This window comes from Spiractinospora alimapuensis (genome assembly GCF_018437505.1).
In the GTDB taxonomy this organism is placed as follows: Bacteria; Actinomycetota; Actinomycetes; order Streptosporangiales; family Streptosporangiaceae; genus Spiractinospora; species Spiractinospora alimapuensis.
Map to the genome: position 1 here is coordinate 1,732,746 of NZ_CP072467.1, position 14,179 is coordinate 1,746,924.

14 protein-coding genes are annotated in these 14,179 nt (G+C 69.1%); 4 read left to right on the top strand and 10 right to left on the bottom strand.

Translation table 11 applies throughout. The features are described from left to right. Positions 1 to 16: 16 nt before the first annotated feature. The 7 genes from pgsA to J4H86_RS08000 all read right to left on the bottom strand — a co-directional run bounded on the left by pgsA (position 17) and on the right by J4H86_RS08000 (position 8,894). Complete coding sequence (gene pgsA, locus J4H86_RS07970; protein WP_236542864.1) at positions 17 to 658, bottom strand: CDP-diacylglycerol--glycerol-3-phosphate 3-phosphatidyltransferase; 642 nt, start codon at positions 656 to 658, stop codon at positions 17 to 19. Then, the gene (gene rimO / locus J4H86_RS07975; RefSeq protein WP_236542865.1) at positions 655 to 2,121 is read right to left on the bottom strand and encodes a 30S ribosomal protein S12 methylthiotransferase RimO; all 1,467 of its coding nucleotides are present in this window, start codon (positions 2,119 to 2,121) and stop codon (positions 655 to 657) included. The genes pgsA and rimO overlap by 4 nt, the downstream gene beginning before the upstream one ends. Positions 2,122 to 2,179: 58 nt before the next feature. Further along, positions 2,180 to 2,995: a helix-turn-helix domain-containing protein gene (locus tag J4H86_RS07980; protein WP_236542866.1), complete on the bottom strand. Its 816-nt coding sequence runs from the start codon at positions 2,993 to 2,995 to the stop codon at positions 2,180 to 2,182. Positions 2,996 to 3,207: 212 nt separating this feature from the next. Further along, positions 3,208 to 5,640 carry a DNA translocase FtsK gene (locus J4H86_RS07985; RefSeq protein WP_236542867.1) on the bottom strand — a complete coding sequence of 811 codons (2,433 nt, stop codon included), beginning with the start codon at positions 5,638 to 5,640 and terminating at the stop codon, positions 3,208 to 3,210. Positions 5,641 to 5,769: 129 nt separating this feature from the next. Then, positions 5,770 to 7,455: a ribonuclease J gene (locus J4H86_RS07990; RefSeq protein ID WP_236542868.1), complete on the bottom strand. Its 1,686-nt coding sequence runs from the start codon at positions 7,453 to 7,455 to the stop codon at positions 5,770 to 5,772. Continuing rightward, complete coding sequence (dapA, locus tag J4H86_RS07995; protein ID WP_236542869.1) at positions 7,452 to 8,429, bottom strand: 4-hydroxy-tetrahydrodipicolinate synthase; 978 nt, start codon at positions 8,427 to 8,429, stop codon at positions 7,452 to 7,454. Before dapA ends, J4H86_RS07990 begins: the two co-directional genes overlap by 4 nt. Positions 8,430 to 8,513: 84 nt before the next feature. Further along, on the bottom strand, positions 8,514 to 8,894 hold the full coding sequence (locus tag J4H86_RS08000) for a phage holin family protein (RefSeq protein WP_236542870.1): 381 nt from the start codon (positions 8,892 to 8,894) through the stop codon (positions 8,514 to 8,516). A gap of 31 nt (positions 8,895 to 8,925) precedes the next feature. Between J4H86_RS08000 and J4H86_RS08005 the strand changes: the two genes are divergently transcribed. The 4 genes from J4H86_RS08005 to J4H86_RS08020 all read left to right on the top strand — a co-directional run bounded on the left by J4H86_RS08005 (position 8,926) and on the right by J4H86_RS08020 (position 11,307). Further along, positions 8,926 to 9,468, top strand: a complete 543-nt coding sequence (locus J4H86_RS08005; protein WP_236542871.1) for a GNAT family N-acetyltransferase — start codon at positions 8,926 to 8,928, stop codon at positions 9,466 to 9,468. A 46-nt stretch (positions 9,469 to 9,514) separates the two neighbouring features. Then, positions 9,515 to 10,390 carry a 1,4-dihydroxy-2-naphthoate polyprenyltransferase gene (locus tag J4H86_RS08010; RefSeq protein ID WP_236542872.1) on the top strand — a complete coding sequence of 292 codons (876 nt, stop codon included), beginning with the start codon at positions 9,515 to 9,517 and terminating at the stop codon, positions 10,388 to 10,390. Positions 10,391 to 10,467: 77 nt separating this feature from the next. Beyond that, a complete protein-coding gene (locus tag J4H86_RS08015; protein ID WP_236542873.1) occupies positions 10,468 to 10,908 on the top strand; it encodes an OmpA family protein in 441 nt (146 codons plus the stop codon). Positions 10,909 to 10,923: 15 nt separating this feature from the next. Next, positions 10,924 to 11,307 (top strand): FitA-like ribbon-helix-helix domain-containing protein, encoded by a 384-nt coding sequence (locus tag J4H86_RS08020; RefSeq protein WP_394356463.1) that lies wholly within the window; start codon positions 10,924 to 10,926, stop codon positions 11,305 to 11,307. Between the two features lie 48 nt (positions 11,308 to 11,355). On the opposite strand, the gene dapB is transcribed toward J4H86_RS08020, so the two are convergent. From dapB to J4H86_RS08035, 3 genes are all read right to left on the bottom strand, one after another. Next, the gene (gene dapB, locus J4H86_RS08025; protein WP_269134543.1) at positions 11,356 to 12,096 is read right to left on the bottom strand and encodes a 4-hydroxy-tetrahydrodipicolinate reductase; all 741 of its coding nucleotides are present in this window, start codon (positions 12,094 to 12,096) and stop codon (positions 11,356 to 11,358) included. Between the two features lie 48 nt (positions 12,097 to 12,144). Next, positions 12,145 to 12,840, bottom strand: a complete 696-nt coding sequence (locus tag J4H86_RS08030) for a hypothetical protein (RefSeq protein WP_236542875.1) — start codon at positions 12,838 to 12,840, stop codon at positions 12,145 to 12,147. Between the two features lie 278 nt (positions 12,841 to 13,118). Further along, on the bottom strand, positions 13,119 to 14,177 hold the full coding sequence (locus J4H86_RS08035) for a TRM11 family SAM-dependent methyltransferase (RefSeq protein WP_236542876.1): 1,059 nt from the start codon (positions 14,175 to 14,177) through the stop codon (positions 13,119 to 13,121). Between the last annotated feature and the right edge of the window lie 2 nt (positions 14,178 to 14,179).

Below are 14,179 nucleotides of genomic sequence, written 5' to 3' on the forward strand. Positions count from 1 at the left end.
TCCCCCTGTCCGAGTGTCACGAGGCGGTCGGTGGTTGCGCCTCCGGCCGGTTGAAGGGTGCTCCCACGGCCTTCCCGCCGCCGCGTGAACCGCGCCAGAGCCGGAACGCCTGCACGACGTAGTCCAGTCCCGTGATCAGCGTGACCGCCAGTGCGGCGCCCATCGTGACGTGGGCGACGATGGCAAACGGTTCGGGGAGGGGGAACAGGTAGACGCTGATCGCGACCACCTGGAGCACCGTCTTGAGCTTGCCGCCTCGGCTCGCGGGAATGACCCCGTACCTGATGACCGCGAACCGCAGCGCCGTGATGCCCCACTCGCGCACCAGGATCGCGATGGTGACGGCCCACCACAGTTCGCCCAGCACCGACAGCACCACCAGCGCGGCGCCGGTGAGGGCCTTGTCGGCGATGGGGTCGGCGACCTTACCGAAGTCGGTGACGAGGTTGCGTCGACGGGCGAGCTCCCCGTCGATCCTGTCGGTGATCGAGGCCACCACGAAGACCGCGAAGGCCACGAACCGCCAGATCGGGTCGTCCAGGAACATGCAGACGACGAACAGCGGTACCAGCACCAACCTGGCCAGCGTCAGCAGGTTGGCGATGTTGAGAATCGGAACGGGTCGGGGGGCTGTCGCTCCGAAGCCCGGAGTATTCACGCGCGCTCCGCGACGTCGTCGATGGTGTCAACGGGGTGACCGGCGCCGTCGGGCTCGGCCGTGAGATCCACTCCGTCGGAGCCCACCACGGTCGCGGACACGATGTCCCCGGGCGCGTAGGGCGTGGAGGCGTACAGGAGGGTCGCTCCGTCGACCTCCGGCGCCTGGTGTTCGGCCCGCGCCTCGAACCATCCCTCGCCGCGCTCCGCCTCGACGAGGACGGAGACGGGGGTGCCGATCCGTTCCTCCGCACGTTGCGCCATGAGCTCCTCCGCGAGTTGGTTGAGCTGGTTGGCCCGTTCGGCAATGATCTCGTCTGAGAGCTTGTCGTCAAGTCCCGCCGCTTCGGTCCCCTCCTCATCGGAGTACCCGAAGATCCCGATCGCGTCCAGTCGCGCCTCGCGCAGGAAGTCGGCGAGCTCCGCCACGTCGCGCTCGGTCTCGCCGGGGAAACCGACGATGAAGTTCGCGCGCGCCCCGGCGTGGGGGGCACGGGCACGAATGGTCGAGAGCAGCTCCAGGAACCGCTCGCTGCCACCGAAACGCCGCATGCGGCGCAGTACGGGCTCCGCCGCGTGCTGGAAGGACAGGTCGAAGTACGGGGTCACGCCCGGGGTGGAGGTGAGGACGTCGATCAGGCCCGGCCGAATCTCGGCGGGCTGCAGGTAGCTCGGGCGGACGCGCTCGATCCCGGGGACCTCGGCCAGTCGGGGCAGGAGCTTCTCCAACGCCCGCAGGTCCCCCAGGTCCTTGCCGTAGGAGGTGGAGTTCTCACTCACCAGGTACAGCTCCCGAACCCCCTGGCCGGCGAGCCACTCGGCCTCGGCCAGCACGTCCTCGGGCGGACGGGAGACGTAGGCCCCGCGGAACGCGGGGATCGCGCAGAAGGAGCAACGGCGGTCGCACCCCGAGGCGATCTTCAGGTTCGCCACCGGGCCGTCACCGAAGCGCAGTCGAGGGATCCGCGGGCCCGACGCGGGGCCGGGGACCGAGGGCTCGGGGCTGGTGAAGGAGCCGTGGCCGGGCACGTGCACGTCGTCGGCGGCGGCACGGTCCACCGGTGTGATCGGGAGCAGGGTCCTGCGGTCACGTGGAGCGTGTGCCGGTCGGCTCCGCCCGGCCCGTGCGTCGTCCAGACGCTCGGAGATCTGGGCGTAGTCGTCGAAGCTCAGCACCGTCGCCTCGGGCAGGGCCTCGGCGAGTTCGGAGCCGTAGCGTTCGGCCATGCAGCCAGCCGCCACGACGGTCGCGGCATCGTCGGACGCGTCGAGCAGGGTGTCGATGGACTCCCGTTTCGCGGCGTCGATGAATCCACAGGTATTCACCATGACCACGTCGGCTCGCTCACCGGGGTCGACGACGTTCCAGCCGTCCGCGCTCAGGCGGCCGGCGAGTTCTTCGGAGTCGACCTCGTTGCGCGCGCATCCGAGAGTGACCAGCGAAACGGTACGGGAAGGCGCCATAGACTACAAGGGTAGTCCCACGTCGGACCCCGTGCGGCACCGCGGCACCGATTGGGGACTACTCGACGCCTTCCGGGGTGAGCGTGAGGTGGGCGACATCTCCCGATCCGCCGACGGATTCGTGCTCGGTGTCGTTGACTTCCATGGTGACACCGTTGGTGTTGCCGACCACGAGTTTCAGCTCCTCGTCGTCCGCCCAATCCCGCTCGTCGCCGTTCAGCATGATGCCGGTGAACAGGTCGGCACCCGAACTGTCGGTCACGCTGAGCCAGGTCCGCTCCTCCGCCCGGATGCGCAGTGTGACGTCCTCTTCCTCGTCCGCGTCCTTGTTCCCACTGTCGTCGGTCTCGCCGTCGTCCGCGGTCTCCGCCTGGTCCGGAGGCTGGTCCCCACTGGTGTGCTCGCGCGGCTCCGCCGCGGGACTGTCCTTGCCGGCGGTGTCCGCGTCGTCCGCAGGGCGGATCACCGCACTGGCGGTGTGCGCCTCGGAGGAGTCGTCGTTGAGGTAGCCGTAACCGGCGACGGCTCCCGCGGCGATGACACAGGCGCCCGCCATCAGCAGCGTCCACCGCACCCGTGGGCGTTCCGCCGCGGCCCCGCGGCGTCGGGTGGCGAAGATCTCCTCGACAGAGTGTCCGACCCGCTCCGCGTGCGTGGCGTTGAACTCCTCGATCAGCGGATCCTCGTCGACCAGGAGAAACCGGGAGAGGGACCGGATGTGGCCGCGCGCGTAGAAGGCACCGCCGCACTCGGAGAACTCGTCCCGCTCGATCGCCTCGATGATGTGGTCGCGGACCCGGATCCGCTCGCTCAACTCCTCGACGCTCAGGCCCATCTGACGCCGCGCCGCGCCGAGAGTTTCCCCGATCGTCACCTGAATGCCCCCTTCGCACCTCCCCAGCAACTTCACTCAATGTAACTAAAAAGTCACTCTTCGCCGGGTTCCGCCGTGCCCAATTCCGTGGTTTCCTCCGTACCTCGTCCCGTTCGCGCACGCGTCCAGGGCACGTCAGATCGCCACCAGGCGGGGTTCTCTGGCCTGTCGAGGCCCGAGGCCGGGGATCGGCCCCCGGCCGACGCGAGAGATCAGTTCAGGGAGGAGAGCACGTCGGCGAGGTCGTCGGGGGTGACGAGCACCTCTCTCGCCTTGGAGCCCTCGCTGGGACCAACGACGCCGCGGCTCTCCATGAGGTCCATGAGACGCCCGGCCTTCGCGAACCCGACCCGCAGTTTGCGCTGCAGCATCGACGTGGAGCCGAACTGGCTGGTGACGACCAGTTCCACCGCCTGCATGAGCAGGTCAAGGTCGTCGCCGATGTCCTCGTCGATCTCCTTCTTGGCGGCCTCGCCGGTGGCCACGTCATCCCGGTAGACGGGGTCGGCCTGCTGTTTGCAGTGCTCGACGATCGCCCGGATCTCCTTCTCCGACACCCAAGCGTTCTGCAGCCGCATCGGCTTCCCGGCGCCCATGGGCAGGAAGAGGGCGTCGCCCTTGCCCACCAGTTTCTCCGCGCCCGGTTGGTCGAGGATGACCCGACTGTCGGACAGGCTGGAGGTCGCGAAGGCGAGCCGGGACGGGACGTTGGCCTTGATGAGCCCGGTGACGACGTCCACGCTCGGACGTTGGGTGGCGAGCACCAGGTGGATCCCCGCCGCCCGCGCGAGCTGAGTGATCCGCACGACCGAGTCCTCGACATCGCGCGGCGCGACCATCATGAGGTCGGCGAGTTCGTCGACGATCACCACGAGGTAGGGGTAGGGCTCGTATTCCCGTTCGCTGCCCGGCGGGGCGGTCAGCTCCTTGGAGCGGACCGCGGCGTTGAAGTCGTTGATGTGACGGTAGCCGGAGGCCGCCAGGTCGTCGTAACGGCGGTCCATCTCACCCACGACCCACTGCAGCGCCTCGGCCGCCTTCTTGGGGCTGGTGATGATCGGCGTGATCAGGTGCGGGATGCCCTCGTACATCGTGAGCTCGACGCGTTTGGGGTCGATGAGGACGAGCCGCACCTCTTCGGGTGTGGACCGCATCATGATCGAGGTGACCAGACCGTTGATGCACGTCGACTTACCGGCTCCGGTGGCACCGGCGACCAGGACGTGCGGCATCTTGGCAAGGTTGGCGACGACGTTGCTGCCCTCGACGTCCTTGCCGAGCCCCACCAGCAGCGGATGCTCCTCGGAGGTCGCGGCCGGCGAGGACAGGATGTCGCCCAGACTGACGATGTCCTTGTCGGTGTTGGGGATCTCGATCCCGATGGCCGACTTCCCGGGGATCGGGGACAGGATCCGCACCTCGGCGCTCTTCACGGCCAGCGCGATGTTCTTCGCCAGCGCCGTGACCTTCTCGACCTTCACCGCGGGACCGAGCTCGACCTCGTAGCGCGTCACGGTCGGGCCTCGGGTGAACCCGGTGACCTCCGCGTCGATCTTGAACTCGTCGAAGACTCCGCTCAACGCCTGCACGACGGTGTCGTTGGCCTTCGTGCGGGCCTTCACCGGCGAGCCCGGTTTGAGCATGCTCTGCGCCGGGAGCTCGTAGTCGCCCTCGACGACGCGGGCGGGGATGGCGAGCTGCTGCATCTCCTTGGGGGCCGGTGTGGGGTCCGGCGCCGTGGGGGCGGCCTCCGCCTCGGACACGACCGGGGTGTCGTAGGGGCGCTCGTCGGCGCCAGCGACCGTCTCCGCCTCGGCCTGCGCTTCCTCGACGGGTGGCTTGCGGCGACGGCGCTTCTTCTCGCCGGTTCCCTCGCCCGGCAGCAGGTCGGCACCGGAGTCCGGACTCTCGTCCCGTGCCATCAGTGGGCCGAGGAGGTCACGTACCCGCTCGGGGATGCGGTAGATGGGCGTCGCCGTGACGACGAGGATCCCGAAGAGAACCAGCAGCACGAGCAGGACCGCGGTCACGCGGGGGGTGACCAGCGCCGAGAGGGGGCCCGAGGCGACGAAACCGATCAGTCCACCAGCGCGTTCCATCTTCTCGGGGCCGTCCGCCGGCCACGGGACGCCGTGGCCGATGTGGCGCAGGCCGAGCAGACCCATGAGCAGGGCGGTGCAGCCGATGGCGAGGCGACCGATGTCCGCCTGTCCCCGGCCGGGGGTGCGCATCAGTTGCCAGGCGGCGGGGAGGAACAGCAACGGCAGGATGGGGGCGAACCATCCGAATCCGCCGTACACCACGGCGCGGGTGAACTCCAGCAGCGGGCTGTCCTGGGCCTCCCACCACACAGCGCCGGCGATCAGGATCCCCAGCGCCAACAGGACGAGGCCCACGCCGTCCCGACGTAGGTCGGGGTCCAGGTCGCGGGCGCCACGGCCGACAGAGCGGGCGAGGCCGCCGACGGTGTGGGCGAGGAGGCGCCACACGACGAGCAGCGCTTGGGCGAACCAGTACAGGAGAGCCGCCAGCGGACCCTTGGCGGGAGGCTTGCGAGCGGACTGTTTCGTGCCTGAGGACTGCGACTTCTTCCGCCCAGAGCCGCCGCCGGATCGCTGGGGGGTCTTAGGCGCGCGGGTGGCCATGCCAGGCAGCATAGCGGTCCGACAACCGGTCCACGCCGCGACACGCCGACACGTTTCGGGCGTCACACGCCCCGGACGTTCCGCGTTGGGTCCCGTGGTGCGGGACGGACCAGCCCCGCACCACGGGCGTCACACTTCGACGACGACCGGCACGATCATGGGACGGCGGCGGTAGGTCTCGTTCACCCACCGGCCCACCGAGCGACGCACCAGTTGCCGGATCTGCGTCACGTCGGTGACGCCGTCGGCGGCGGCGATCGCCAGGGTGTCCTGGATTCGTGGCAGCACCTCGTCGTAGGCCTGGGAGTCGATGCCCGACCCGCGAGTGTGGATCTCGGGCTCGCTCACGATCTTCCCCGAGGTGGAGTCGACCGCGATGATGACCGAGATGAACCCCTCCTCACCGAGGATCCTGCGGTCCTTCAGCGCCGACTCGGTCACGTCGCCCACGGACAGCCCGTCGACGTACACGTACCCGCACCGGACCGCGCCGGTGATCCGCGCCCGTCCCCTGGCGAGGTCGACGACGACGCCGTCCTCGGCGATCACGACCTGGTCGTCGCCCATCCCGGTGAGCCGGGCCAGGTCGGCGTGCGCGCGCAGGTGGCGCCACTCGCCGTGCACCGGCATGAGGTGCTTGGGTCGCACCATGTTCAGGACGTAGAGGAGTTCGCCCGCGGGCGCGTGCCCCGAGACGTGTACCAAGGCGTTGCCCTTGTGGACCACCTTGGCTCCCCAGCGGGTGAGGCCGTTGATCACCCGGTTGACCGAGTTCTCGTTGCCCGGGATCAGGGAGGAGGCCAGGATCACCGTGTCGCCGCGTTCGATGCGGATCTGGTGGTCACGGTTGGCCATCCGGCTCAGCGCCGACATCGGTTCGCCCTGGGACCCGGTGGAGATCAGGACGACCTCCTCGGGCGGCAGGTCGTCCAGCGACCGGACGTCGACCAGGAGGTCGGCCGGGACGGTGAGATACCCGAGGTCGCGCGCGATGCCCATGTTGCGCACCATGGAGCGGCCCACGAACGCGACCTTGCGTCCGTGCTCGTGCGCGGCGTCGAGCACCTGCTGTACACGATGCACGTGCGACGCGAAGCACGCCACGATGACGCGCTTGTCGGCGTTGGTGAAGACCCGGTCGATGACCCCGGAGATGTCCCGCTCGCTCGTGACGAACCCCGGGACCTCCGCGTTGGTGGAGTCCGAGAGCAGCAGGTCGACGCCCTCGTCGCCGAACCGGGCGAACCCGGCGAGGTCGGTGAGGCGACCGTCCAGCGGCAACTGGTCCATCTTGAAGTCGCCGGTGTGCAGGACGCTGCCCGCGGGGGTGCGCAACGCCACGGCCAGGGCGTCGGGGATGGAGTGGTTGACGCTCAGGAACTCGACGTCGAAGTCACCGAACTCCAGTCGGTCACCCTCGGCGACCCGCACCAGCTCTGGCTTGATCTTGTGCTCGGAGAGCTTGGCCTCCAGCAGCGCCAGTGTGAGTCGGGAGCCCACCAACGGGATGTCGGGCCGTTGGCGCAGCAGGAACGGCACCGCGCCGATGTGGTCCTCGTGGCCGTGGGTCAACACCAGGGCCTCGACGTCGTCGAGGCGGTCGGCGATGTGGTCGAAGTCGGGGAGGATCAGGTCGACGCCGGGCTGTTCCTCCTCGGGGAACAGCACACCACAGTCGATGATCAGCAGTTTCCCGCCGTACTCGAAGACCGTCATGTTGCGGCCGATCTCCCCCAGACCACCGAGGGCGACGACGCGCAGGGTCTCGTCCGCCAGCGGCGGAGGTGTCCCGAGATCGGGATGCGGATGGCTCATGTGGTGCGCTCCGGCGGCGACTCGACGTGGACGGCACTTGCGGGAACGGCCTGATGCGGGGCCAGACCGATCGGTCCCTTGACCCCGGCCGCGGCGAGGTCCTCCCGCAGGAGAGTCCGCAGTTCCGTCGAGGCGTCCGCCAGCGGGGTCCGCACCGAACCACCGGGCAGCCCGAACATGTCCAGCACCGCCTTGGTGGTGATGACCCCCTGGGTACGGAAGATCCCGGTGTACACCGGCGTGAGTCGCCGGTGGATCGCCAGGCTCAGCGTGGTGTCGCCCTCGGTGTAGGCCTCGATCATGTCGTGCAGGTCGGCGCCGACGATGTGGCCCACGACGCTGACGAACCCGGCGGCACCGATCGACAACAGCGGCAGGTTCATCATGTCCGTGCCGCAGTAGTAGGCCAGGTCGGTCCGGGAGAGCACCCAGGAGCTGGCCCCGATGTCGTCCTTGGCGTCCTTGTTGGCGACGATCCGCGGATGGTCGGCCAACCGGACCAGCGTCTCCGACGCGATCGGGACCCCCGTACGTCCGGGGATGTCATAGAGCATCACCGGCAGCTCGGTGGCGTCGGCGATGGCGGTGAAGTGCCGAATCAGCCCTTCCTGCGGCGGCTTGTTGTAGTAGGGGGTCACGGCGAGGAGCCCGTGGGCGCCGGCGCGCTCGGCGGCGTGCGCGAGTTCCAGACTGTGCCGGGTGTCGTTGGTGCCGACACCCGCCAGGACGGTGGCGCGGTCGCCCACCGCCTCCAGCACCGCGCGCAGCAGTCGGTCCTTCTCCGCGTCCGACGTGGTCGGCGACTCACCCGTGGTCCCGCTCACCACGAGCCCGTCGTTGCGCTGCTCGTCCACCAGGTAGGTGGCGAGGCGTGCCGCGCCCTCGTAGTCGATCTCCCCTTCGGCGTCCATCGGAGTGACCATCGCGGTCAGCATCCGCCCAAACGGCGCCGTGGGTGTGCTGCTTCCTGCCATACCTAAAAAGCTACCTCTCCATCGGCCGCATCAACCACGCGCAGCGCCCACGATCTCCGTGGTCGGCGCTGCTCAGGGACTCTCTCAGTCGTTGTCCCTGCCACCAACGAAGATGCTGAGCAGCCAGCTAACGATCGCGATGATGATGGCGCCGAAGAACGCGGGCCAGAAACTGGTGACCTCGAAGGGGATGCCGACGGCGCTGGCGATCCAGGCTGTCAGCATCAGCAGCAGCGCGTTCACCACGAGCGCGACCAGCCCGAGAGTGACGACGTAGAGCGCACACCCCACCGTCTTGACAATCGGTTTGATCACGGCGTTGACCACGCCGAAGATCGCACCCACGATGACGTAGAAGAGGATCTCCTCGCCGACCGATGCGGAGTGCACCTCGATGCCCTGGACGAAGTAGACGGCGACCCAGAGCGCGATCGCGTTGACGATGACTCGGATAATGACGCTCACGCCCTCGATCTTGCCAGATAAGGTGGGCGGGATGTCCACCTCCGCATTCGTCCGTTCCGCGCGCCTGGACGATGTCGACCGAATTGTCGATATTCAGGTCGCCGCGTGGCTCGAGTCCTACGCGTCCGTTCTCCCCCGCCCCGCGCTGACCGAAATGGCGAGCGCGGAGGCGATCCAGCAGTTCCGGGACCAGTGGCGGAAGGCGATTTCCGCCCCGCCGTCGTCGCGGCACCGCGTTCTCGTGGCCACGAGCGACCGGGCGACTGTGGGGTTCGCGGCATCGGGCCCGAGCCAGGATCCGGACGCGTGGCCGGGAACGGACGGCGAGATTTACGCGTTGCACGTGGACCCCACCCGCACCAGGGAGGGACACGGGAGTCGTCTGTTGAACGCCGTGGTGGACCATCTGATCGAGGACCGGTTCCGCACGGCCCAGGCATGGGTGTTGGAAGAGGACAACGCCCTGTCGCGGTTCCTGCGGGCCAGCGGATGGCTGCCCAGCGGGGCGCGGCGTGAGGTGGACATGGGCGCACCGGTGGCGATGGTCCGGCTGCACGCCCAGGTCGGTGAGTGACCCGCGCGGTCGGGTGTGGTGAACGGAACGTAGGAGAGTTCTCAGCGTGGCAACAGTGACGCAGTGGGTCGCGGGCGCGCGTCCGCGCACGCTGCCCAGTTCCGTCGTACCGGTGGTGGTGGGGACCGCCGCGGCGTTCGGGGTGGGCGCGCTCGTGTGGTGGAAGGCGGGTCTGGCCATGCTCGTGGCCCTCGCCCTCCAGGTCGGCGTCAACTACGCCAACGACTACTCCGACGGTGTCCGCGGTACCGACGACGACCGAGTCGGTCCGTTCCGGATGACCGGATCGGGCGCGGCACCGCCGCGTCAGGTTCTGACCGCGGCGTGGGCGACGTTCGCCGTGGGGGCCGCGGCCGGGATCGTCCTCGTGGTCACCAGCGCCTGGTGGCTGCTGCTCGTCGGTGCGGCGGCGATCCTCGCCGCGTGGTATTACACCGGTGGTAAGAGCCCGTACGGGTATCGGGCGCTGGGCGAGGCGTCGGTGTTCGTGTTCTTCGGTCCGGTGGCCGTCGTGGGCACGGTGTTCGTCCAGACCGCACCGGACGGGGTGCCGGGGCGGGCGTGGTTGGCCGGCGCGGCCGTGGGCCTGTTGATCTGCGCCATGCTGGTGATCAACAACCTGCGCGACATTCCCACCGACGCGGAGTCCGGGAAGCGGACCCTCGCCGTCGTGCTGGGCGACACGCGGACCCGGGCCCTGTACGTCGGCACGATCGTGGGGGCCGTGCTCCTGGCGATGGTCAGCCTGCTCCCCAGTTGGTGGTCCCTCTCCCTGCTGTTGGTGGTTCCCTTCGCCCTGGCTCCGGTCTCCGTCATCTGGCGTGGGGAGACAGGGCGCGCGCTCATCCCCGCGCTCGGGCAGACCGGGCGGCTGCAGTTGGTCTTCGGAGTCCTCTACTCGGTGGGCCTGGCGCTCGCCTAGGTTGTGGTCGACCCGAAGTCGCGGCGTACGGGGTGTTCCAGTTCTCTTCGGGCGTCGGTCGCGGTACGCTCATCGCCGTGGCTGGCCCCAACCGTTCCACCGTCGCCATCGCGCTCATCATCGGTGCTCTCCTCGCGCTCGCTCCCCGCAACGCTGACAGCGCGGAGGACGCCGACGTGCTGTTCGAGTTCGACGAGGCGCAGCTCACACCCGAGGGCGAGGAGATCCTCCGGGACCGAGCGGGCGAGCTCGAGGAGGAGGGCGTGGACGGGATGACCATCAACATCGACGGACACACCGACGACAAGGGCGCGGCGGACTACAACCTGACCCTCTCCGAGGAACGCGCGGCCGCCGTCGAGACCTTCCTCGCGGAGGTGCTGTCCGACGCGGACGTCACCTTCGAGTCCCAGGGGCACGGCGAGGAGCAACCAGTCGCCAAGAACGAACGTGGCGGGTGGGACAACCCCCTGGGCCGGGCCAAGAACCGGCGGGTGGAGATCGCTGTCTCTGAGTAGTTCCAGCTCGGCCCCGTGGTTTGTTGGTCAGACGTCAAGGACCGTCCGCACACCCGAGCGGCGCGGCGTGGCCGATCGATGGAGGCCGAAGTCCGAGCGATCCGGGAGGAAGCCGTCAGCGAGACAGAGGGATCGGGCGACCTGTTCACTAATCTGCTGGAGCGCTTCGGTGAACTCGGAGGGGTCGAATTGGAGCTCCCGCCCCGGTCCACCGTTCGACGCGACGTCGCGCATTACTCGAGAATCGTGAATGCCCGCGAGCGGATCGGATCGCCGATCGATGGATTCGATGCCCAGATCGCCGCGATTCGCCGCACGCATCGTACGCCGCTGGCCACGCGGAACCTCAAGGACTTCGTGGACACCGGGGTGGATCTCATCGACCCTTGGGCACACTGAACTGAACGCTCCCGGGCTCCTCCGCCCCACGGGCCCACTGGGGTGGATTCACAATCCCAGCAACGGCTCCAGGCCGATGGTGAGCGGCTCTGGCAGGCGGTCCACCTCTCGCACTCCCAGAAGGACCCCCGGCATGAAGGACTCGCGGCTCATGGAGTCGTGGCGGATCCGCAACGTCTCTCCGTGCCCGCCGAACACGACCTCCTGATGTGCGATGTGGCCGGCCATCCGCAGTGCGTGGACACGGATCCCGTCGACGTCGGCCCCCCGAGCGCCCGGAAGCTCGTCGGTCGTGGCGTCGGGCATGGGCGGCGACCCCGCGCGGTCACGGGCCTCGGCCATGAGTTGCGCGGTGCGGACAGCGGTCCCACTGGGCGCGTCCACCTTGCGCGGGTGGTGGGTCTCCACCACCTCGGCGGAGTCGAAGTAGGGGGCGGCCTTCGCGGCGAAGTGCATCATCAGCACGGCGCCGATCCCGAAGTTGGGGGCGATCAGAACGCGCGATCCGGGCGTACGCTCCAGCAGCTCACGCAGTTCGGCGATCCGTGCCTCGTCGAACCCGGTGGTACCGACGACGGCGTGGATGCCGTTGTCGATCAGCCAGCGCAGGTTGTCCATCACACCGTCCGGGAGCGTGAAGTCGACGACCACGTCCGCCGACGACAGCGCCGACCGGTCACCCCCGGTGTCGACCCCCGCGACGAAGGTCATGTCCTCCGCCTCGGACACCGCGCGAACGACCTCGGACCCCATGCGCCCCTTGGCGCCCAGCACACCCACTCTGATCACGAGGGCCACCGTATCGGATCGTCTCCCCTGTCGCCGCCGACAGGCCGGTCAGACGATGACGGTCATGTCCATCACCGTGAGCCACACGGAGAACGCCGCCAGCCCCACGACCACGACCACGCACCCCAGGGCGAGGCGCCGGAGCAGCGCGTCTGACGCTCCGTGGTCACGCAGGTAGCGCCAGGCGCTCAGCAGCAGACAAACGCCCATGGCGAGGAACCACGGCTCGTAGAGGAAGATGTCCCACAACGCGACGCTGGTTCGGTCCAGGTTCGCCCACACGTCGGGATAGTTCACCGTTCCGGGATTCACCAGATCCATGCCCTTGGTGATGGTCCCCGAGATCGCGTGGGACACCGCGTACGCCCCTCCCGCGACCACTGGTGCGAGACACAGCGGTCCGAGGATCCAGGGCGACACCGCGCCGCCGGCGGCCACGGGCGACCGCCGGGGCACGCGACGCAGCGCGGGACGGGTCAGGACCAGGCAGGCCAGCCCCGCGAGGAGGATCAGGAGTCCCGCGGCGTAGCTCGCCATCCCGAATCCCGCGGCGAACTCCTCCTTCATCGTGCCCGACAGCCCAATCTCCCCGCCCGCCGCCTGGTAGAACCGCACCAGAACCGCGTACCCCGCGGCGAGCCCCGCCCCCCAGAGCCCGGCGGCCCGCCACCGGTCGTCTTCCCTCGGCCCCGTCGCGGCGACGGCGTCCCGTCGGTTCTCTCGTACCGCCCCTGACTTGTTCATGGCGCCTCCTGTGGTGTCGACGCCAGTCTGCGACGGGTCGGAGCCACCCTCTTCCCCCGTGGGAGGGAACTCCGGCCCCCGCAGGGGCCGATCCCCGTCCGCCAGCGGACACCGGCCCGTGGCGTCACGGCACGGACGGCCCCACCCTGCGCCTCCACACGCCACGGACGAATCGTCCACCGGGTGGGCGCCCTGGAGAGACGCGCCGACGAGGGACGCGGACGGTCCTCGGGCCTCGGACGCCCGCTCCGCTCCCCCGCGGGGAAGGCGGAGCACGGCTAACGCGGCTTGCGGGCGACGATCAGGTCCCGGGAGATGGCCTGGTCCACACGGTGCTCGAACGCGCGGTAGGCGTCGTCGAGGATCACCTCGAGTCCGGCCTCGGTCAGTTCCACCGCGAGGTCGTCCCAGGAAGCCACGTGTGTGTTGAACGACAGACCCAACGCACCGCCGGGCCGCAGGGTCTCCACCCAGGCGGGGGCCGCGGCAGCGACGAGCTCCACCGGATCCCGACGCAGTCCACGCTGTGCCGTCCTACTGCCGTGCTGCACCCCGTAGGGCGCGTCGGCGACGATCACGTCGAAGGACCGGGGACGGAAGAACTCGCCGACGGTGGTGGTGTCGGCGTTCACCATGGCGACGAGTTGGGTCTCGCCCGCCTTGTACTGCTCCTTGCTGGGCGCGACCTCGATATCCAGGCGCCGGCCGAGCGTCTGCTTGCTCCTGCGTACCGTGACACGTTCCGCGGTGTGCTTGAGACGCTTGCGCTTCATCCACGTCTTGATGAACGCCTCGTAGGCCTCGAAGTCCCGCTTGTCCAGGTCCACGCCAGAGGCGTCGTAGCCGTACATCATGGCCTGGTTCAGCGTCGTACCGCGACCACACAGCGGGTCGAGGACGTGCAGTTTCCTACGCGTCATCTCCGCGGCGCAGTCGGACCCCAGCACGGTGACGTTGAGCAGCAGCTTCGTGAAGTGCTCGTTGGTCTTGCCCGTGTATTTGGGGATCGTGAGCAGGTCGTCGTCGAACCGGTCCATGCGGCGCAGTCGCACGGGTGTCAACATCGGCGCCCCGTCCGTCGCACCGGTGCCGTCGACGCGGAACATCGCGTACACCGACGACACGTTGGCCAGGAGGTCGAGGTCCTCCCGGGTGAGGTCGTCGGCGTCGAACGCGACGTAGGGCACCCCGGCGATCTCGGTGGGGCGGATGTTGGTCAGTCGGCCGGCGAGGACCGCGCCGCCGAACACGGCGAGCTCGGCCGCCATGAGCGCGGGCGCGCTGTCGGCGTAGACGCGGTTCGCCGCGGGCAGGACGAGCATCGCGTATGAGGGCACGC